Below are 20,085 nucleotides of genomic sequence, written 5' to 3' on the forward strand. Positions count from 1 at the left end.
AGGAAGTCGCTATATGAATGCACACAGGTGTTTTTATTCCTCTTTTATGGGGAAAGGAGGTCAAATATGTCCTTTTTTGAACAAGTGATGCAAAATCGCATCTTACTGACGGCTTTGGTCAGCTGGGCACTAGCCCAACTGATTAAAATTTTGATCGAGTTAATTCGTACTCACCAGCTCAACTGGCGCCTTGTTTTTGCGACAGGAGGCATGCCAAGTTCGCATAGCTCACTCGTCGTGGCCTTAGCTACTGCTGTAGGTTTGACGCAAGGCTTTGGCTCTCCGCTATTTGCTGTGGCGGTGGTCCTTGCTTTTGTCGTCATGTATGATGCTCAGGGGATACGCCGGCAGGCAGGTAATCAAGCTCGGATTATCAATAAAATGCTTCAGAATGTTGAAAATGCTGGGATTAAAGTTGACAAAAATCTTAAAGAGCTCCTTGGACATACGCCGATTCAAGTATTAGGGGGAACGCTGCTAGGGATTATTGTCGCGCTCCTTATGAACTAAACACACACTTTCACTGACCGGCTGGTCAGTGATTTTTTTGTGCTCATAAATCCCCAAAGGCGTGCTTAGCCTTTTTTAGACACTCTGAATATTTTGTGTTTTTATGATAAAATCTCAGCGATTTAGCAAGGCTATCACGAGAAGTTCGTAAGAAGCTGTGGTAAAATAGTACTATGGAATTTATGAAATTTAAAGGCTACAAACGCACTGTTTTTTATGCGCTTGTAGCGGGGATTTTTATCCTTATTAATGGAATTGCACTGGTTATTACACCAAAGTGGCATCCAGATCATGTCGTTGCTCTCCTGCTTGGAAATCTACTTCTGATTGGTGCCCTTTTTTATTTTGTTTACGTTTACAAGCTAGCATGCAGACTAAAACAACCGATCCCTGCCCTAGAAAACGCAGCGAAATCTGACCTCGCGGTCAATCAGCCTTTTGGTCTGACGGAGATGCAAGTTCAGGTAGGTTACCGCAAAACCTTTGTTTTACTGCTGGTTTTGTCCTTCGTCTTGCCTTTTTTCTTTATGATTCACGTGCCGGATAGTCCGCATGCGTGGGATTATTTTGTCATATTTAACTCGACAACGGCTTTACAGGGACATTCGTTTGAAAATCTACCCATGACTCCTGATCGTTTGGGCTACTTTTTACGCTATCCGAATAATCAATTTTTGGGAATTCTTTTTAACAAGTTATTTGCTCCCTTTGCAGGAAATATTCAACTCAAAATGTGGATCGTGACTGCCGTATCTGCATTGCTTACTACAGTTGGTACCCTCGCAGGAAGTCTAGTCGTGAAGAGTTTGAGTGGTAAAAGACCAGCGATGCTCTATAACGTCATGGCCATGGGCTTTATTCCCTTTTATCTTTACGGGGCGCAACTTTACAGTGACACAGTAACGTTACCTTTTGTGAGCTTAAGTCTTCTTTTCTTTTGTTATGCCCTAAAAGCAGTAACCCAAAAACAGCGGTATCTTTGGTTAGCAGTAGGAACTTTATTTGCAGTAGTTGGTTTCCAATTTAAGCCAACGGTTTTAATTGTCTTACTTGCTGTATTAGGCTATCTTTTGTTGAATAAAAAATGGTCTTCCTTACTTGTATTGTTCTGCTTTTTAGTGGTTGGTTTTGTAGGAACCCACCAACTTGTGAAAACGACTGTGGCAAATGAACCCGCTTTTTCAAAGGCGGCAAATGATCGCTATAATCTTCCGATGTCGCACTGGCTTGCGATGTCTTGGTCGCCTGAAAACAAAACGGGTGGATTCAACAAAAAAATACGTCTGTATTCAGAATCTTTCCCTAACTATGCGGCAAAGGATAAAGCGGATAAGGCTTTACTTCGCGATAATTTTAAAACCATGGGCTTTGGAGGTGTCGTTCGCCAAATCGGAAGAAAACTGAGTTATACGTGGCCTTTTGGGGATCTCAATGCCGCTTTCTATACTTATCGGCATGAAAATCCTTTGGTTAATCGTTACTTTGACTATATTGATCGCGGGACCAAACCACAAGGTAATATCACGGGGTGGTTCATGCTCAAAGCGGTTCAGACCATTTACTGGGTTTTCTTAGTGATTTTATTGTGGCGCGAAATTTGGTGGTTACTGAGTAAGAAAAAGAATTGGGCAAACTTATGGTTTATCCCTGCGCTTGCTTTCTTTGGTCTGAGTGTATTCCTTATTTTATGGGAAACCAATTCACGTTATCTTTATCATTTTGCCCCATTAATGATTGCCCTCGCCGCTCAAAATTTAACCCGTTTATTAGATAACAAACTATTGAAAACTAAAGGAGAAGAAGGAAGATGACTACAATCCTCTATATGGTTGTACCTTGTTACAATGAAGAACAAGTGCTCGATGAAACTTCGCATCGCCTCAAAAGCAAATATGAAGCTTTGATTGCAGAGCAAAAAATCAGCACAAAGAGTCGGATTGTGTATGTAAATGACGGTTCGAAAGATAAAACATGGGAGAAAATCCAAGAAAAACATCAGGAAAATCAAATGTTTAGTGGAATAAATCTCTCACGTAATCGCGGACATCAAAATGCGCTTTTAGCCGGTTTAATGACTGTTCGTGCTCTAGCGGATTGTGTGATCTCTATGGATGCAGATTTACAGGATGATATTGACGCAATTGACAAGATGCTTGAGGCTTTCGAAACAGGATCTGATGTCGTCTATGGGGTGCGAGATAATCGAGAAACCGATACTGTATTCAAGCGGCGTACCGCAGGAGCCTTTTATAAATTGATGGAAGGGCTCGGAAGTCAGAGCATCCCCAATCATGCAGATTTTCGGTTAATGAGCCAACGGGCGCTTGATGGCCTTGCCCAATTTCCTGAGCAAAACCTCTTTTTACGCGGTATGGTGCCTTTGATTGGTTATCCTTCATCGATTGTCTATTACAAGCGAGGAGAACGTTTTGCTGGGGAGAGTAAGTATCCTCTTAAAAAAATGGTGAGCTTTGCAGTAGATGGGATTACCTCTACCTCCGCCGCGCCGATGCGCTTGATTTTTTGGACAGGCTTGGTTTGCTTTTTAGGGGCATTGATCTGGGCCGTTTATATCATTATTAACCACTTTATGTATGGTCCTGATGTTGCAGGGTGGGCTTCTTTGATGGTCGTTATCATTGGTTTTGGCGGTGCGATTTTGCTTGCTCTTGGTGTGATCGGGGAGTATATTGGGAAAATCTTTTTGGAAGTCAAACAACGTCCTCGTTATCTGGTGGAAGAGTTTCTCAATGACGAAGTATGATAAAAGAATTACTTATGGCGCTGTCAGCTACTGACGGTGCTTTTTTAAAGTGAAATTCTGCAGCTTTTTTTAATTTCTGATAAAATATCAGTATTCCTTCATCAGAAAAGAATGGTTTTGTGGTTAGAAAAAAGCTAGAATTGAGAGAGACATCAGTTAGAGCACAGAATTTAGAAAGAGTAGGACATAAAATGAAGCGGCACGTTTTGGTGGTAGAAGATGAGCAAAGCATCTCAGACTATGTCAAAAAAGAGTTGATGTTTGAAGATTATGAGGTAACCACAGCTGCTGACGGTCAAAGCGCTCTAGACATCTTTGAAACTGCAAAACCTGCTGTCGATGTTGTTTTATTGGACTGGATGATCCCCAAACTAGATGGGCTGACCGTGCTTCGAAGGATGAAAAAACAGCAAGCTCAAATTCCCATTATTTTCCTTACTGCTCGAGACTACGTAGGAGATAAAGTAGCAGGTTTGGATGCGGGAGCTGATGATTATATGACAAAACCTTTTGAAATTGAAGAACTTTTGGCACGCTTACGCTTGATTTTTAGAAAGCAGCAACTTAGCCAGCCTAGGTATTGCAGCGGTGATTTAGTAGTGGATGTGAGCGCGCATACGACAGAACTGGCTGGTAAAAGTATTAATTTGACACAACGCGAATTTGCTTTGTTAAGTTATTTTTTAGAACATCGTGGTAAAGTGGTAAAGCGAGCAGACATCTTAGATGATGTCTGGGGAATGGACTTTGATGGTCAAGAAAATACGGTAGATGCGTATGTTCGGTATTTACGGACGAAAATTGATTGGCCTGGGCAGCCTTCAAGGATTGAAACCATCCGTGGCGTTGGCTATCGTTTTAATGATCACTGATGAACATTAAAACACATTAGGAAAAGAGGTAAAGCCATGAAAAATGTAAAAACAAAAGACGAATTGCTGGATGTCAGTTTTAACACCATGCTTATTTTTAAAAGCCTTTTTGCCTTAGGCGAAACTCTGGCGGGCTTAGTCTTGATCTTTATTCCGTTAGACCTGATAAAAGCTGCTATTCATCATGTAGCAGCCGTACTTCCTCTGACGAGTCTGTCAGTACTTGTGACTGAGGCAGGCCAACGCTTAACAAGTGATGCAACACTTTTTGCAATCGTCTATCTTTTATTACATGGTGTTCTAAAGTTGGGTACCCTTGCCCTCTTATGGAAAAAAATCCTATGGTCCTATCCTTTATCGGTCGCTTTACTGGTCGGTTTCATTATTTATCAACTCTTTGAATTTTCACAAAGAGGCGCGTTGTCAATGTTGGTGTTGTGTGGGGTCGATGTGCTTATGATTGCTTTAACCCTGCTGGAATATCGCAAACTGAAAAAGCGCTTGGCAAAGCCTAAGCACGCTCTTCTTGCGTCTATTGACAGGAAAAAAATCTTAAGTGAACTCCATAGTCAAACACGCCCAGCGGGCATGCTAGTGTTCAATTTTGCCCTTTTGCTCAGTATTTTTTTTAGCCTACAATATTTTCTTTAATCAATGAAAAAAAGTTTAAAAAGTACGTCGCAAACGAGTGCCCAAATTATTACCAAGACTTTCGTTCGTCTGTTTTTCATGTTTGTGTTACTCATGGGGATTATCGTATCCGGCGTGGTTGCGCTCACCAGTTTGCAAATTCGAGAATCTGAGGGCGCATCACTTCTTGCTTCTGTACAGGAAGCAGCGGAGAATGGCAATATCAATTGGAAAGAGTTTCGGTTAGAAAACCATGACGAAAAAGGACATGCAGAGACTTTTTACCGCGTGACACGTCCCTCAGGTGCGCAGGACAAAAGTCATGGAACAGCTGCCTTTTTAAAGGAGCGCCGACAATGGGGGAATTTCAGCTTTTCCGGGGATGATATTTTTTGGTATACCTCTTCAGTCGCTTCTAAGTCAGGAATTAAAGTTGAACTCTGGTTAAACATTAATCTTGTTATTAAGGCGATGATGCGAGCCGTTTTATTGATTGGTTTGGTCGTCATTCTTTTATTTTTTATTGCGCGTTTAATGATACGCAAAGCTTCTGATGCAATTAGTAAACCGTTAGTTGATTTGACCCAAGTAGCTAATCAAGCTGAAATTAAAGAGTTTCCAGTCGTTGAAAACCCCAAGGAAGTAGAACAGTTAAGTCAAAGTTTCAATCATCTTTTGCAACGCCTTAATCAGAAAATAAAAAAAGAACAACAGTTTGTTTCTGATGCCTCGCATGAATTGCGCACACCAGTGGCAGCTATTCGCGGTCATGTGACTCTACTCAAGCGCAGATGGCATGATCATCCTGAAATCGTTGATGATTCACTCGCTTATATCGATGAAGAGTCTATGCGAATGAAGCACCTCATAGAAGAATTATTGGACCTCTCTCGTGAAAGCCAACTTCCTTCTCAAAAAACGACCTTTAAGCTCACCGAATTTACTGACAGACTGGTCAGTGAATTCCAACCTGCTTTTGCTCAAAAAATAACTGTCGAAGCGTCATCAGAAGTCATGGTCAATGCAGATCAGACGGCGCTTCATCATATTTTACTTAGTCTTTTGGAAAATGCTGGAAAGTATTCGCCTAAAGAAAGTGTCATAAAGGTGTTGATCACCACGCATCAGCAAGAAATCGACCTGTCAGTAGCTGACGAAGGCAGTGGCATTGCTGACAGTGAAAAAGAAAACATTTTTGAGCGTTTTTATCGGATTGACAAATCACGCTCAAGTCGTATTCCAGGGACAGGACTTGGTCTAGCGATTGCCAGGCAGTATGCTACAAGAATTTCTGCTGAACTTTTTGTTTCAGATAACTTACCGAAAGGATCTATTTTTCATCTCGTCTTCAAACGAGATTAACGATTATGAATAAGAAACGATATTATTTTTTAGGTACAACGAGTACCGTGCTCTTTATTGTACTAGCTCTACTTATCCAAAGCCAAGGATTGAAAGGTCCAGTGCTCTTTGATCATCCGCTCCAAGAGTGGGCCTATTCTGTTCAACAACATCAAGGACTGACTACCTTTTTTTCACATCTTACCAATATGTTTGGTGACACAGGTGGGCTGATTACCGCTGGTCTTGTTGCACTCCTACTCTATTTTGTGGTGAAAGAAAGAGTCGGGGCAATTTGGTTTTCAGGTTTAATTGTCTTTAGCTTTGTCTTGAATAGTTTAGTCAAACATCTCATTGGACGCGTTCGGCCATCCATCCATCGTTTAGCTGCCTTTGCCAATGAACCAGGGCAGAGTTTTCCAAGTGGTCATTCTATTTTTGCAACGGTATTTTTTGGAAGTTTGTTCTTTATTTTTCTTTATCGAATGAAAAAGAAATCAACAAAAATAACCTGCGGCTTGCTCTGTCTGGTGATGATTGGCCTCATCATGTTTTCACGTATTCTTGTAGGGGTACACTATCCGACAGATACCATGGCAGGCTTTTTAGAGGGGCTTATGCTTTTAATGTTTACTTACCCTTATTTCCAAAGCCGTTTTCGCTGAAATATTACTACTCTGTGAAGGAGTAGTATTTTTTTACTCGAAAAATAAATTATACCAATAGATAATAAAATACTAAAAAGGTTATAACACAAATCCTTGACAAAGCTTAATAACTGTATTATAATGCTCTTTGTAAATAAAAAAAAGAAACAGAATTAACTATACCAATTTTTGGTGAGGTTAAAAGGAGTTAAATTATGTGTGGTATTGTCGGTGTTGTAGGTAATAAAAATGCAACAGATATCCTGATGCAAGGTCTTGAAAAATTAGAATATCGTGGTTATGATTCAGCAGGGATATTTGTAAATGGCGCTCATAGTGAACCTAGTCTTATCAAAGCTGTTGGACGTATCGCTGATCTCCGTGCAAAAATCGGGATTGATGTGGCAGGGACGATGGGAATCGGGCACACACGCTGGGCGACCCACGGTAAACCTACCGTTGATAATGCACATCCCCATACCTCAGCTTCAGGCCGGTTTGTTCTTGTGCACAATGGCGTGATTGAAAACTTCGTTGAACTTAAAGCTCAATATTTAGCTGATGACACTTTCAAAGGCCAAACAGATACTGAGATTGCTGTTCACCTCATTGCGAAATTCGCTGAAGAAGAAGGGTTAGATACCCTTAAAGCATTTCAAAAAGCCTTGAATTTGATTAAAGGGTCTTATGCCTTTGCACTCGTAGATGCCTATGGCCCAGAAGTCATTTATGTAGCTAAAAATAAATCTCCTTTGTTGATCGGACTTGGGGAAAACTATAACATGGTATGTTCTGATGCAATGGCAATGATCCGTGAAACTTCAGAATTTATGGAAATTCATGACCAAGAACTGGTTATATTAACTAAAGAAAACGTGCAAGTTTTAGATTATCAAGGAAATGAAATAGCGCGTGATTCTTACACTGCTGAACTTGACTTATCAGATATTGGCAAAGGGACTTATCCATTTTACATGCTTAAAGAAATTGATGAACAGCCTGCTGTCATGCGTAAGCTTATTGCAACTTACACTAATGAAGATGGTTCAATGAAAGTAGATAACAAGATTGTCAAAGAAATTCAAGCCGCAGACCGTATTTACATTATTGCTGCCGGAACTTCATACAATGCTGGCTTTGGTGCAAAAATGATGCTTGAAGCACTGACTAAAACTCCAGTCGAGCTTGGCGTAGCTTCAGAATGGGGCTATGATATGCCACTTTTGAGCAAACGTCCGTTCTTTATTTTTCTCTCTCAATCAGGTGAAACAGCGGATAGCCGTCAAGTCTTAGTTAAAGTTAATGAGCTTGGTCTTCCAAGCCTTACAATAACGAACGTCCCTGGATCTACCTTATCTCGTGAAGCAACCTACACTATGCTTATCGGAGCAGGTCCAGAAATCGCCGTTGCATCAACAAAAGCTTATACCGGCCAAATTGCAACCTTAGCTTTCTTGGCTAAAGCAGTGGGTGAAGCAGATGGAGAGCCAAAAGCCGCAGCATTTGATTTGGTTAAAGAATTATCATTAGTTGCTCAGTCAATCGAATCGACCTTATCAGAAAAAGATGAAATTTCAGACGTCGTTGCAAAACTTTTGCCAAATACCCGCAATGCCTTCTACATTGGACGTAAGCAAGATTATTTTGTAGCTATGGAAGCCTCCTTAAAACTTAAAGAAATTTCATATATTCAATGTGAAGGTTTTGCCGCGGGTGAGTTGAAACATGGAACGATTTCTTTGATTGAAAAAGGAACCCCTGTGATTGCCTTGATTTCTAACAACAAAGAAGTCGCATCTCACACAAGAGGAAACGTCATGGAGACTGTCGCACGTGGAGCCTCAGCCATCACTATTGTTGAAGAAGGAGCCGCTCGTGCGGATGATACAATCGTTGTTAACCAAGTACATCCTTACTTATCAGCGATTTCAATGGTTATTCCTACCCAATTAATTGCTTACTTTGCATCTATGCAACGTGGGCTCGATGTAGATAAACCGCGTAACTTAGCCAAAGCGGTAACAGTCGAATAGTAAACCTCCCCTTCATTTATAGTGAAGGGGCTTTTTTTACTGACGAAGCGGTCAGTGACAAACTTATAATCTTTTCGTATAGAAAGATATGTACGAAGTTAAAGAAAATCCATATCCTATGCGCCCACGTGAGCGACTCATCTTACTTGGTGAACAACAGCTTTCAGACATCGAACTTCTTGCTATTCTTTTGAGAACAGGCACAAAAAAAGAATCCGCCTTGGAGCTTTCAGCGCATCTCCTTAGACATTTTGAAACGTTAAGTAATCTTAGGAGAGCTTCGCTATCTGAACTTTGCGAACTCTCTGGTATTGGACAAGTGAAAGCCACTGAGATGCGTGCGATGATCGAGCTTGGCAAACGAATTCAACTTGCTAAAAATCAAAGAGAGGGACAAGTTTTAGGTTCTCAAGAATTTGGACAAAGAATAGCACAAGAGATGCTAAACTTAGAACAAGAGCATCTGATAGCAACTTATCTTGATGGACAAAATCAAATTATTGAAAAGCGAACAATTTTTATTGGCGCAGTTAATCATGCTCCAGCCAATCCAAGAGAAATTCTGTATCATGCCATTAAAAATTTGGCTGTAGGTTTACTTGTGATTCATAACCATCCCTCAGGAAAAGTAAAACCTAGTCAAGCTGATAAGTTATTTACCAATAAGATAATGTCTTCCTGTGAAAACTTAGGGATAAACTTTGTTGATCATATTATTGTGGGAGCTGGCCAATATTATAGTTTTCGTGAACATTGCTGAAATTCTCTCCTAGTAGCACAAGTTGTGTCTATAACAGCTTGAGTCATTTATTTTTTAAAGGATGCCATTTTTGATACAATAGTTAAAGAAAAAGACTTTAAAAATAAATCAGATAGAACCTAAAAAGGAAAATAATGAGACTTTGGCATGAAAATTTGATTAAAAAACTACCAAGACAACAACTTCTAGGGCAACATCGCGAGTGCTGTGCATTAAGAGGTAAAGGATGGGGCAAACCTCACGCAACGGTAAATTATGTTTTTCAGTATTCCCCTTATAAGCTTTACCAGTATCATCAACACGTTATAGAAGAGATGTTGGACAGAGGCTATCAGCCTGATTTGATTTGGACTAATCCTTGTTATCGCGGGCAATCGCTCCTCCCTTATGCAAACTTAGAGGTTGTGCCACTTTCTTCACCAATTTACCCAGAACATGATCAACGATATCTTAACGAGTGTCTAGCTAATCTCAAAGCTAAGGGAATTTACTTATAAATTTTTCAGTTGGATGGTCGGGCACATTGGTTTGAAAATGTTAGTGCTTATGCTACAATGAAAGTATCTATACCAATCCTTTACAATCCTTTACGTATAGACACGCCCTTTAGGGCGTATTTTTATTTCATTGCGCGTAAAGCGATACGGATAATTTTGCTTAGTAGCTGTGTTACAATAAAAGTGGTACAATTTCTTAATAATTAATATGAAAAATGGAGAATAAAATGAAAAAGAAGTCTCGGTTGAAACGATGGCTAATTGCCTTTGGGGTTATTTTGCTCGCCTTAATTTTGGGGCTCTTTGTTTACGTCCAATTCAATACCTATTACCCTTCACACCAAGCTGTATCAAAAAGTAAAAAAGCCGAAGAACGTGGTGATACTCTTATTTTTAAAGGTCAACCTGAAAATCCAAGTGTGATTTTTTACCAGGGTGCTTTTGTAGATAATAGAAGTTATAGTGTTTGGGCGAGTGAGGTGGCGAAAGCAGGTTATACTGTTTATCTTTTGAAAGCACCACTTAATCTGGCAATAGTCAATCCAAACAAGGCTTCATCTGTTATTGATCGTGAACATTTAAAAAGTTATGTAGTGGGTGGACATTCGTTAGGTGGAGTCATGGCAAGTCGTTTTGCTGAAAAAAATAAACAACAAACTGCTTTACAAGGGGTATTCTTTCTTGCGAGTTATCCAGATAAAAAAGGGAGTTTAAAAGGTTATCAAGGAGCTGTTCTATCAGTAGTCGGCACACAAGATGGTGTCCTGAATTGGTCGACTTATAATAAATCAAAAGCTTATTTACCGAAACAAACAAGTTATCAAACCATCCACGGAGGAAATCATGCAGGGTTTGGAAGCTATGGGAAACAAAAAGGGGATAATAAGGCAAATATTAGCAATTACCAACAACAAAAGGAAGTAGCTACCCTACTTGTACAATGGTTGGAGGATATAGATTAAACACCAAAAGGACCTTTATGAGGTCTTTTTTTATAAAAAAACCACTAGTTATAAAACTAGCGGAATGTATAGAATAGAATATGTTGGCGAGTATTTGCGTATAAAGACCAACATATATGTTAATCATATCACATACTTTAATGCTAAGCAAATAAAAAATGCAATCTTTAAATAACACAAATTATATTCCTTGTGCAATCATTGCTTCGATGACCTTTTCAAAGGCAGCAACATTTGCTCCGAATACATAGTTATCATACTGTTTAAAGCGAGCTGCTGATTCAGAAATTTTTGAGAAAATATCTTCCATGATTTCTTGTAATGCTTTGTCTACCTTTTCAAAAGACCAACTCATACGCTCAGCATTTTGAGACATTTCCAATGCAGAAACAGCTACTCCACCAGCATTTGCAGCTTTTCCTGGAGCAAAAAGAACCTCATTTTTTTGAAGATAGTGTGTGGCCTCTAATGTCGTTGGCATGTTTGCACCTTCGGCAACTGCCTTGACTCCATTTGAGACGAGCTGTTTCGCATCCACTAAAGTAAGTTCATTTTGTGTAGCACAAGGTAAAGCAACCTCACAAGGAATACTCCATATATCCTTACCCTCTTTATAAAGGGCTTCAGGGTGGGTTATTACATATTCAGCAATTCGACCACGTTCAATCTCTTTTATATTTTTAACAGTTTGTAGGTCAAGACCATTATCATCACGGATATAACCTGTCGAATCAGACATTGCTATTACTTTGGCTCCTAGTTGTTGTGCCTTCTCTGCTGCATAGATTGCGACATTTCCTGAGCCAGAAATCACGATTCTCTGATTTTCAAGCGATAAACCATGGGTTTTCAACATCGCATTTGTTAGATAAAGGAGGCCATACCCAGTAGCTTCAGTTCGTGCTAATGAGCCGCCAAACGTCAGCCCTTTTCCAGTTAAGATACTTTGATGACTACTGGTGAGACGTTTATATTGTCCAAAAAGATAGCCGATTTCGCGGGCACCCACACCAATGTCACCAGCAGGGACATCAATATCAGGACCAATATATTTGTAGAGTTCACTCATAAAGGCTTTGCAAAAACTGAGAATTTCTCGATCTGATTTACCTTTTGGATCGAAATCAGACCCTCCTTTGGCTCCCCCAATAGGAAGACCGGTGAGTGCATTTTTAAAAATTTGTTCAAATCCTAAAAATTTAATGATACCAATATTAACATTATCTCGTAATCGTAATCCCCCTTTGTAAGGGCCAAGTACATTATTAAATTGAACTCTATATCCTGTGTTTACCTGCACTTGACCATCATCATCAAGCCACTGAACTCGAAATTTTATTTGTCGATCTGGCTCGGTAAGGCGTTCAAGTATGGCCTCCCTTTTATAATAATTCTCATTTTTTTCAATAAGAGGATGCAGTGAATCGAGAACCTCGTCTACAGCCTGTAGAAATTCAGTTTCATTCTTATTGTTATTTTTAATTTTTTTCTTAACTTCAGTGACATAGGACATAGCTAATCCCCTTTCTTTATGAAAAACTTATTATATTATAACATTTTTTAGTAAAATAAAGAACATTACAAATTATCTGTAAAATAGTTTGAGAGCACTTCAAAATAAGTCATATCTTCTAACCCTTTCACAGAAACTTTGGAATATGTTATACTAAAGTGATTGGTATAAGGAAGGTGGCCGAGGATGTCAGCAACACATTTTATGGCGGTGATGCTTATTGGAGTGATTGTCGCTAATATACTAAAAGAGTATTTTTCAAAAATTTCTGAGACTTTTATTCTTATCGGGGTAGGTCTCCTAATCAGTTTTCTGCCTGGCTTCAGACATTTTGAATTAGAGCCAGATTTTTTTATGATGATGATCATAGCTCCTTTAATGTTTTTTGAGGGCAGCAAGATTTCACTTAAGTCGGTGCGTAAAAATATAAAAGGGATATTTTTTCTATCCATTACTTTAGCGATCATCACTGTTTTACTGGTAGCCTTTCTGACAAGTCATATAATGAACAGTTGGATTTTTGCACTAGCTATTTGTTTTGCGGCCATTGTCACGCCAACGGATTCTGCTGCTGTAAAATCAATTATTGCGGGTAAAGAAATGCCTGTTGGAGTTAATGAGGCAGTTGAATTTGAGTCTCTTTTTAATGATGCAACAGGTCTCGTTTTACTGAGTCTAGGACTATCTGTGTTAGAAAGTGGTCATTTCAATCTTTGGCAAGGGATTGGGCAATTTGCCTTTGTTGCAATTGGTGGGATTGTTATTGGTTTGATTGCGGGTAGTATTCTTATACGAATAAGAATGGGGATAAATTTACGTGCAACACGTCCAGAAGCTACTATCATTCCTATTTCGCTACTTACCCCCTTTTTTATTTATCTCTTAGCCGAACATCTTGGAACTTCTGGTATTTTAGCTGTTGTTGCTGCTGGGCTGGTTCATAATTTTGAAGCAGATGTACTAAAACTAACTTCCACGAATGTACAGTTGACCAATCAAACCATCTGGGAAATAATCAGTGACATGTTAAATAACTTCGTATTTATTTTGTTAGGTGTTAGCCTAGTGGGAATAGCGGAGATTCTGTGGAACCTAGGGCTTATGCGGGCTTTGACTTTATTCTTGGTTAGTGTTCTTGTTTACCTTTTGATGCTCTTTATTCGGAAATTTTGGACATATAAAAGAGGAGTGCAAGCTTTAGATCATTTCTTTAGTGATGATCGCGATGTACGAAGTAAAGAAACGACAGTCTTTGCTTTATCGGGAGCTCATGGTACAGTAACCCTTGCGATGGCCTTCTCTTTGCCAATAAATTCCGCCATTATAAGTACTCAGAATCGTGAATTGATGATTACGATGGCAGCTATAGTTATTGTGTTAAGCCTTGTTGTTCCAACCCTCATATTACCTCGTCTGTTGCCAGCTGCTCGTTCACAAAACCATTCCAATATTAATGATATGCGAGAAGCAATGGTTGATTTTGCGATTATTAATATGTCTCAAAAGGATATGACGCCTCAAATACGTAATAGTTTAATCAAGCAGTTGCAATCTCAAAAAGGGCTACAAATTCCTGATCATAAAAAAAGTCAAGTATTGATGGACCAAATCATTCAGGAACAAACAGACTTCTTAAAAAGTGATGCGGTTACAGCACATTTTTCTGCTCGTGCCATAGAGTATTTTAGTGAATACTTTATTGGCAGAAAGCGAAGTCCACTCTTTCGCTTTAAAAAAAGGAAAAAAAGAACTTATGAAACTGAAAATGTAGACTACAACGAATTAGTACTATTAAGAGATGACTTAATGGGCCTAGAAAAAAATCTCTATGAACACAGTATGCAAACGCTAGAAGAACTTGAAAAAACAAGATTGGCGCAAAAGGAAATGGAATTTAGTGACATAGAAGAAGTAAAGCGGATTTTGGAGAGTAGGCATCATCGGACACGAAATGAAATTCAAGAGGATGCTCAAATACCAGAAGAGCTCCTTATTGAAGCTTTTCAATTGGAATATCAATTTATTATTGAGAAAGTAAACGACGGCTCTATCTCCAAAGAGCTAAGTAATAAATTATTCAAAGAAATAAATAATGCTCAAGTATTACAGTTACAAAGAGAAAGCTAAATATTAAAAACCAGTTCATAGAAAGCTGGTTTTTTTCTTTAATGGGAAATGAATTGCATGCTACAAAGGACACTTCTTAACACCATCGCACAAATTTTTATTAATGATGGATGAAAATCTATTTTTAACATTAATATGAAATCATTTGAAAAAATATTTTAAATATAGAAGATGATTTATATGGTAAAATAAATTTCTAAACTATTTTGAGGGTTAAAGTAACCTAATATTGATGTTGAAGTACTTTAACCCTATGCTATTGTTGGTTGAAAATTTTAAGAAGGAGAGCGTGTTAGATGCAAAAAAAAAGACTGTGGGGGAGTGCTTTATTACTCATAGCATTCGTTTTAACAAGTAAACATGTCTCAGCAAGTGAGAAAGAAGTAGTCTATCGTTTGTACAATCCTAATAGTGGGGAGCATTTTTATACAACTAGTTTTTATGAACAAAACACTCTGAAAAATGTAGGTTGGCGCGACGAAGGAGTTGGTTGGCAAGCTGCAACAAAGGGAACACCTGTCTACCGAGTATATAATCCCAATGTTAAGGGAGGGAATCATTACTATACTATGAGTAATTATGAGGCTAAGAGTTTGATCGAAGCTGGTTGGCGATGGGATAACAATGCCAAACCTGTTTTCTATTCGGGGGGGAGCGTCAACTTATATGTTGCTTATAATCCGAATGCACAGTCAGGTAGTCACAACTATACCACAAATGTTTATGAACAAAATAACCTCCTTAAAAATGGTTGGAAATATGGTGCAATTGCTTGGAAAACGATGCCTTCTGATCCGCTTCCTACACTACCGCAAGGCTGGTCTATTGATCGCGCAGTAAATACCAATAATTACTCCACACAAAGTTATGCATATAAACAATGCACATGGTGGGTCTATAATCGTGCCAAGGAATTTGGTATTAACTATGGATTATATATGGGCAATGGAAAAGACTGGCAGAACCAAGCGGGTTACACGGTAACTAGCACACCACAACTTCATAGTGCAGTAAGTTTTAAAGCGGGGCAGCTGGGGGCAGATGCTAGTTATGGACATGTAGCTTTTGTGGAACAGATACATTCTGATGGGTCTATCCTCATCTCTCAGTCTGGAACAGGCTATAAAACATTATATGATTACCAAGTCCTAAGTAAAAAAGAGGCTGGACAATTAAAATATATTATTGGAAAATGATTTGTTCAGATTTTGACAAATAAGGTATTCTTTTTCTTTCTGATGTAAAAAATTGATAGTGAACAATTAAAATAAATTTGACTTTATCAATTTTTAATGTTAACTTCAAAGGGTATTATTAGGAGAATTATATTATGAAAAAAAAGATACTTTTGTCGGTAACATTTCTGGGTATAATTACACTTAGTGCTTGCTCAAGTACAAAAAATAGTGATGAAAAAACTCAAAAACATTCTGTAACCAGTTCATCAACTCAAAAATCTCTTTCTCGTTCAAAAAGCACATCAAGTTCTAGAAATAACGCTACGGCAAGTAGTCAAACTGAGAAGAGCAGTACAGGAAATATCTCCAAAAGTAGTACTTTTCCTTTATCAGGATATAGCTCTGAACAAATTGAATATGCACGAGTGACGGAAACATTGCTAAATTATTATAAGATCCAGCATCGGCCAGTTTCTATTGAAGTCACTAAAAACGGCACCAACCACCCCGTTTTTCCTTTTTCAGGTTCTGTAGTTGTACCTCGTGATACGGTAACATTATCCTTTAGTTATGATCATACGATGGCTGGAACTAGTACTGTAACCTATAGTTCAAATCATAATGGTACGATTAATTTTTATAAAGATCCCAATCATTACCAGGACGTGAGGTACCTTCAAGATCCGGTTTGGGTTAAACAAGAGTCACAAAAATTATTGGATAGTACGCAATTGATTGAAATTCCTACCTCATTTGATAAGCAAGCTTCCCAAATTATATCTGAGATAGTGATTAAATAATAAGGTAAGCTATAAAATAGCATCAAAAAAAACAGCTAGATTTAGCTGTTTTCTTATTCATTTTTTTCATTATTTCCCATAAAGAAAAGGAGGGTTTGGAGCTCTTTAGTTAAATCGATAGATTGAACAACAACGTCTGATGGAACGTGAAGACGAATTGGTGCAAAGTTTAAGATTCCTTTGATTCCTGCTTTGATTAAGTCATCGACGACTTCTTGGGCATTTTCTTTTCGAACGGAGAGAATGGCAGTTTTTATTTCAGATTTTTTGACATTTTTTTCTAGATCAGAAATATTATAAATGGGAATTCCATCATCGGTTTGTGTTCCGACTAAAGGATTCCCAGCAATATCGTAAGCTTGAGTGATTCTCATTTTATTCCGTTCTTGGAAGTGGTAGTGGAGAAGGGCTCGACCAAGATTACCGACACCAATTAAAGCAATGGGCGTTTCCTGATCTTGTCCGAGTAGTTCGCCGAAAAAATCGCGTAGAGTTTGAGTTTCATAGCCGTAACCCCGACGGCCTAGTTCCCCAAAAAGAGAAAAATCACGTCGAATTGTTGCAGCATCGACGCCGATTTTTTCGGAAATCAGTTGTGAATTAGTACGAGAAATATTTTCGTCGACTAAGCTTTTGAAGAGACGGTAATATTGGGGCAAACGCTTTGCAGTTGCTTTGGGTAAGTTCTTACTTACTTTATTTTCGTTCATGTTGATACCTCGAATTTATAATTACTTTATTTATTTTATAATATGTTTTGTGATTATTTTACCAAAAGTTTGTGAAAAACTCAACTAAATTGTTTTTTCAATTTTTTTCAGAAGTTTAGATGTAAAAAACTAAATATAATTTTAAAGAAATCTCATAAAACGCTTTCTTTAATTTGTCTTTCATGTTAGAATAGAAATATGAAAAAAAGATGAGGAGAAAATTATGATTAAAGTTTATCTCAGTGGTTCCTGTTCGTCCTGCAGAAAAGCTAGAAAATGGCTTCGAAAACGTCAACTAGAATTTATGGAAATAAATTTGTCTTCTACAGTTATGAGTAAAGAAGACTTGATCAAAATCTTATCTTTAACAGAGAATGGCTTGGAAGATATTATTGCTGTACGCGGAAAAACCTATCTAAATTTGGAACAAGAGTTTGAAAGTTTGAGCTTAGAAGAAGCTATCCGATTAATACAGAAAAATCCTCGCCTTTTGAAACGTCCACTTATCTTTGATGATAATCGTTTGTTAGTGGGTTTCAATGAGGAAGGGATTCGTGCCTTTGTACCAACGGAAGTTCGTAAGGTGGAGTTGAAACAACGTTTAATTTTAGCATAATTTTTAAAGAAAAGTGTTCAACTCGCTCAGTGAACACTTTTCTCTTTTCTTAAAAACTACAAAAAGACTTTGTTAAATGTTATAATCAGTTCATATGCTTTCTTTGGAGCAGTTATAATATACCTGCTTTGAAGAAACTTCGATCAGTTATAAAAAGGAAGATACAAACAATGATACTATTGCAAGGAAATGGAATTGCACGGACTTTCGGCGGTGACACCTTATTTGAAAATATCAATTTTAGCCTCCAGGATCACTCCAGAATTGCTTTAGTTGGGCGAAATGGAGCTGGTAAGTCAACTTTACTTAAAATCATCGCTGGAGTTGAAGAGGCCAGTCGTGGAACGATTTCCAAAACAAAAGATTTAAGTATGAATTATTTAGCGCAAGATACTGGGCTGAATTCCTCAAGGACAATATTTGCAGAAATGCTCTCTGTTTTTGATTCGCTTCGCCAAATGGAAAAACAATTGCGCCAGATGGAATTGCAAATGGGAGAACTTGCTGGGGATGAATTGACAGCTTTGATGAAACGTTACGATGCTTTATCAGAAGAATTTCGGATAAAAAATGGATTTACTTATGAATCTGAAATTAAGTCTGTCTTAAATGGTTTTCGCTTTGATGAAACAATGTGGGAAAGAGAAATTTCAAGTTTATCGGGGGGACAAAAAACACGTTTGGCTCTTGCTAAGATGTTGCTTGAAAGACCACAACTTTTGATTTTGGATGAACCAACTAACCACTTGGATATTGAAACTTTAGCTTGGCTTGAAAATTACCTTAAAAATTATGAAGGAAGTTTATTGATTGTCAGTCATGACCGCTACTTTTTGGATAAAGTAGTTAATGAGGTCTTGGAGTTGTCGCGAGGAGAATTGACTCGTTTTTCTGGAAACTACTCGCGCTATGTCGAACAAAGAGAGCAAAAATTACTCACTGAGCTCAAAAATTTTGAAAAACAACAAAAAGAAATTGCTAAATTAGAGGATTATGTTGCCAAAAATTTAGTTCGTGCTTCGACGACTAAAATGGCGCAATCACGTCGTAAAAAGTTGGAGAAAATGGAGCGTTTAGACGCACCAACAGGTAATGATAAATCGGCTAATGTCACTTTCACTCCTGAAAAAATGTCTGGAAATGTTGTTTTGACCGTTTCAGAAGCAACGGTGGGTTATGAAGATAATCGTCTCTCTGGTCCGATTAACATTGATGAGCGTAAAGGCGAGTCCCTTGCTATTGTTGGGCCAAATGGAGTAGGTAAAACAACATTGATTAAGTCAATTGTTGGACAGATTCCATTTTTGGCAGGCCAAGCAAAATTGGGTGCCAATGTTACTTTGGGCTATTATGACCAAGAACAAGGGAGATTGACAGCTTCCAATACTGTCTTAGACGAATTATGGAATGAGCACCGCTTACTCAATGAAGTTGAAATTCGCAACATGCTTGGCGCTTTTCTTTTTAGTGGAGATGATGTAAAGAAAACGGTTGGAATGCTTTCTGGCGGTGAAAAAGCCCGTCTTTTACTTGCTAAATTAGCAATGGATCATGATAACTTTTTAGTTTTAGATGAACCAACCAACCACTTGGATATTGATTCACGTGAGGTCTTAGAGAATGCTTTGATTGATTTTCCGGGAACAATCTTGTTTGTTTCTCATGACCGCTATTTCATTAATAGAGTAGCTACCAAAGTTTTAGAAATTGCTCCCGAAGGAAGTACAGAATTTTTGGGAGATTATGATTATTATGTCGAGAAAAAAGCAGAAGTACAAGCTGAGAGTAATTCTGCAGAACATGGGGAGCCGATAGAAAGTTTAGCTCAACAAGATTTTACAGCTCAGAAAGAAGCTCAAAAGAATCGACGTAAAGTAGAACGCGAAATCAAGGCTTGTGAAGAGAAACTAGCCGATTTGGAAACAAAAATCGCAGCACTTTTATTGGAAATGCAAGAAAATACCGCTGATTTTGTTAAATTAGGAGAATTACAAGCTGAAATTGACCGCTTTAATGACGAAAAAGATGAGCTAGAGCTGACTCTTTTAGAAGCGATGGAAGAATTGGAAAATTTGTAAGTACTGTGAAGAGGATTTAGTGGAAATAAGATAAAAAGACTTGCAAA

18 protein-coding genes are annotated in these 20,085 nt (G+C 38.2%); 16 read left to right on the top strand and 2 right to left on the bottom strand.

The window, feature by feature from the left end; all coding sequences use genetic code 11:
* Positions 1-66: 66 nt before the first annotated feature.
* The 11 genes from JKP71_RS01515 to JKP71_RS01565 all read left to right on the top strand — a co-directional run bounded on the left by JKP71_RS01515 (position 67) and on the right by JKP71_RS01565 (position 11,016).
* On the top strand, positions 67-510 hold the full coding sequence (locus JKP71_RS01515) for a divergent PAP2 family protein (RefSeq protein WP_075524617.1): 444 nt from the start codon (positions 67-69) through the stop codon (positions 508-510).
* Positions 511-683: 173 nt separating this feature from the next.
* Positions 684-2,321: a glycosyltransferase-like membrane protein gene (locus tag JKP71_RS01520; protein WP_200406764.1), complete on the top strand. Its 1,638-nt coding sequence runs from the start codon at positions 684-686 to the stop codon at positions 2,319-2,321.
* Positions 2,318-3,274, top strand: a complete 957-nt coding sequence (locus JKP71_RS01525) for a glycosyltransferase (RefSeq protein ID WP_200406765.1) — start codon at positions 2,318-2,320, stop codon at positions 3,272-3,274. The genes JKP71_RS01520 and JKP71_RS01525 overlap by 4 nt, the downstream gene beginning before the upstream one ends.
* 191 nt (positions 3,275-3,465) lie before the next feature.
* Entirely contained in the window at positions 3,466-4,146 is a 681-nt protein-coding gene (locus JKP71_RS01530; RefSeq protein WP_200406766.1) for a response regulator transcription factor, read from the top strand.
* A gap of 36 nt (positions 4,147-4,182) precedes the next feature.
* Positions 4,183-4,797 carry a DUF2127 domain-containing protein gene (locus tag JKP71_RS01535; RefSeq protein ID WP_200406767.1) on the top strand — a complete coding sequence of 205 codons (615 nt, stop codon included), beginning with the start codon at positions 4,183-4,185 and terminating at the stop codon, positions 4,795-4,797.
* A gap of 3 nt (positions 4,798-4,800) precedes the next feature.
* The gene (locus tag JKP71_RS01540) at positions 4,801-6,138 is read left to right on the top strand and encodes a sensor histidine kinase (RefSeq protein ID WP_200406768.1); all 1,338 of its coding nucleotides are present in this window, start codon (positions 4,801-4,803) and stop codon (positions 6,136-6,138) included.
* A 5-nt stretch (positions 6,139-6,143) separates the two neighbouring features.
* On the top strand, positions 6,144-6,782 hold the full coding sequence (locus JKP71_RS01545) for a phosphatase PAP2 family protein (protein ID WP_200406769.1): 639 nt from the start codon (positions 6,144-6,146) through the stop codon (positions 6,780-6,782).
* 197 nt (positions 6,783-6,979) lie between these two features.
* Entirely contained in the window at positions 6,980-8,797 is a 1,818-nt protein-coding gene (glmS, locus tag JKP71_RS01550) for a glutamine--fructose-6-phosphate transaminase (isomerizing) (RefSeq protein ID WP_200406770.1), read from the top strand.
* An 88-nt stretch (positions 8,798-8,885) separates the two neighbouring features.
* Complete coding sequence (radC, locus tag JKP71_RS01555; RefSeq protein WP_200406771.1) at positions 8,886-9,557, top strand: RadC family protein; 672 nt, start codon at positions 8,886-8,888, stop codon at positions 9,555-9,557.
* A gap of 134 nt (positions 9,558-9,691) precedes the next feature.
* A complete protein-coding gene (locus tag JKP71_RS01560) occupies positions 9,692-10,054 on the top strand; it encodes a TIGR02328 family protein (RefSeq protein WP_200406772.1) in 363 nt (120 codons plus the stop codon).
* 227 nt (positions 10,055-10,281) lie between these two features.
* Positions 10,282-11,016 (top strand): alpha/beta hydrolase, encoded by a 735-nt coding sequence (locus JKP71_RS01565; protein ID WP_200406773.1) that lies wholly within the window; start codon positions 10,282-10,284, stop codon positions 11,014-11,016.
* A gap of 181 nt (positions 11,017-11,197) precedes the next feature.
* Here JKP71_RS01565 and gdhA read toward each other — a convergent pair whose 3' ends face one another.
* Positions 11,198-12,529, bottom strand: a complete 1,332-nt coding sequence (gene gdhA, locus JKP71_RS01570; RefSeq protein WP_075524627.1) for an NADP-specific glutamate dehydrogenase — start codon at positions 12,527-12,529, stop codon at positions 11,198-11,200.
* A gap of 186 nt (positions 12,530-12,715) precedes the next feature.
* On the opposite strand from gdhA, the gene JKP71_RS01575 reads away from it, so the two are divergent.
* The 3 genes from JKP71_RS01575 (at position 12,716) to JKP71_RS09550 (ending at position 16,634) form a co-directional block, all read left to right on the top strand.
* Positions 12,716-14,656: a cation:proton antiporter gene (locus JKP71_RS01575; protein WP_200406774.1), complete on the top strand. Its 1,941-nt coding sequence runs from the start codon at positions 12,716-12,718 to the stop codon at positions 14,654-14,656.
* Between the two features lie 296 nt (positions 14,657-14,952).
* Entirely contained in the window at positions 14,953-15,852 is a 900-nt protein-coding gene (locus JKP71_RS01580; protein WP_200406775.1) for a CHAP domain-containing protein, read from the top strand.
* A gap of 134 nt (positions 15,853-15,986) precedes the next feature.
* Positions 15,987-16,634 (top strand): YdeJ family lipoprotein, encoded by a 648-nt coding sequence (locus JKP71_RS09550; RefSeq protein ID WP_234446092.1) that lies wholly within the window; start codon positions 15,987-15,989, stop codon positions 16,632-16,634.
* A 53-nt stretch (positions 16,635-16,687) separates the two neighbouring features.
* Here the strand turns inward: JKP71_RS09550 and JKP71_RS01590 are convergent, their stop codons facing one another.
* Positions 16,688-17,344: a redox-sensing transcriptional repressor Rex gene (locus JKP71_RS01590; protein ID WP_075524631.1), complete on the bottom strand. Its 657-nt coding sequence runs from the start codon at positions 17,342-17,344 to the stop codon at positions 16,688-16,690.
* Between the two features lie 223 nt (positions 17,345-17,567).
* Here JKP71_RS01590 and JKP71_RS01595 point away from each other — a divergent pair, with 223 nt between their 5' ends.
* Together JKP71_RS01595 and JKP71_RS01600 are read left to right on the top strand one after the other, a co-directional pair.
* On the top strand, positions 17,568-17,960 hold the full coding sequence (locus JKP71_RS01595) for a Spx/MgsR family RNA polymerase-binding regulatory protein (protein ID WP_075524632.1): 393 nt from the start codon (positions 17,568-17,570) through the stop codon (positions 17,958-17,960).
* Between the two features lie 170 nt (positions 17,961-18,130).
* Positions 18,131-20,038, top strand: a complete 1,908-nt coding sequence (locus tag JKP71_RS01600; protein ID WP_200406776.1) for an ABC-F family ATP-binding cassette domain-containing protein — start codon at positions 18,131-18,133, stop codon at positions 20,036-20,038.
* Positions 20,039-20,085: the final 47 nt, after the last annotated feature.

Origin of the sequence: Lactococcus taiwanensis, from assembly GCF_014905395.1 — a bacterium.
GTDB classification, from domain to species: Bacteria; Bacillota; Bacilli; order Lactobacillales; family Streptococcaceae; genus Lactococcus; species Lactococcus taiwanensis.

What these genes read in the sequence shown, in the direction of transcription:
- JKP71_RS01575 (WP_200406774.1), top strand. Translation starts at nt 12,716, where the DNA reads ATGTCAGCAACACATTTTATGGCGGTGATGCTTATTGGAGTGATTGTC.
- JKP71_RS01515 (WP_075524617.1), top strand. Translation starts at nt 67, where the DNA reads ATGTCCTTTTTTGAACAAGTGATGCAAAATCGCATCTTACTGACGGCT.
- JKP71_RS01580 (WP_200406775.1), top strand. Translation starts at nt 14,953, where the DNA reads ATGCAAAAAAAAAGACTGTGGGGGAGTGCTTTATTACTCATAGCATTC.
- JKP71_RS01540 (WP_200406768.1), top strand. Translation starts at nt 4,801, where the DNA reads ATGAAAAAAAGTTTAAAAAGTACGTCGCAAACGAGTGCCCAAATTATT.
- JKP71_RS01595 (WP_075524632.1), top strand. Translation starts at nt 17,568, where the DNA reads ATGATTAAAGTTTATCTCAGTGGTTCCTGTTCGTCCTGCAGAAAAGCT.
- JKP71_RS01565 (WP_200406773.1), top strand. Translation starts at nt 10,282, where the DNA reads ATGAAAAAGAAGTCTCGGTTGAAACGATGGCTAATTGCCTTTGGGGTT.
- JKP71_RS01520 (WP_200406764.1), top strand. Translation starts at nt 684, where the DNA reads ATGGAATTTATGAAATTTAAAGGCTACAAACGCACTGTTTTTTATGCG.
- JKP71_RS01600 (WP_200406776.1), top strand. Translation starts at nt 18,131, where the DNA reads ATGATACTATTGCAAGGAAATGGAATTGCACGGACTTTCGGCGGTGAC.
- JKP71_RS01560 (WP_200406772.1), top strand. Translation starts at nt 9,692, where the DNA reads ATGAGACTTTGGCATGAAAATTTGATTAAAAAACTACCAAGACAACAA.
- JKP71_RS01525 (WP_200406765.1), top strand. Translation starts at nt 2,318, where the DNA reads ATGACTACAATCCTCTATATGGTTGTACCTTGTTACAATGAAGAACAA.
- JKP71_RS01535 (WP_200406767.1), top strand. Translation starts at nt 4,183, where the DNA reads ATGAAAAATGTAAAAACAAAAGACGAATTGCTGGATGTCAGTTTTAAC.
- gdhA (WP_075524627.1), bottom strand. Translation starts at nt 12,529, where the DNA reads ATGTCCTATGTCACTGAAGTTAAGAAAAAAATTAAAAATAACAATAAG.
- JKP71_RS01545 (WP_200406769.1), top strand. Translation starts at nt 6,144, where the DNA reads ATGAATAAGAAACGATATTATTTTTTAGGTACAACGAGTACCGTGCTC.
- JKP71_RS09550 (WP_234446092.1), top strand. Translation starts at nt 15,987, where the DNA reads ATGAAAAAAAAGATACTTTTGTCGGTAACATTTCTGGGTATAATTACA.
- radC (WP_200406771.1), top strand. Translation starts at nt 8,886, where the DNA reads ATGTACGAAGTTAAAGAAAATCCATATCCTATGCGCCCACGTGAGCGA.
- JKP71_RS01530 (WP_200406766.1), top strand. Translation starts at nt 3,466, where the DNA reads ATGAAGCGGCACGTTTTGGTGGTAGAAGATGAGCAAAGCATCTCAGAC.
- JKP71_RS01590 (WP_075524631.1), bottom strand. Translation starts at nt 17,344, where the DNA reads ATGAACGAAAATAAAGTAAGTAAGAACTTACCCAAAGCAACTGCAAAG.
- glmS (WP_200406770.1), top strand. Translation starts at nt 6,980, where the DNA reads ATGTGTGGTATTGTCGGTGTTGTAGGTAATAAAAATGCAACAGATATC.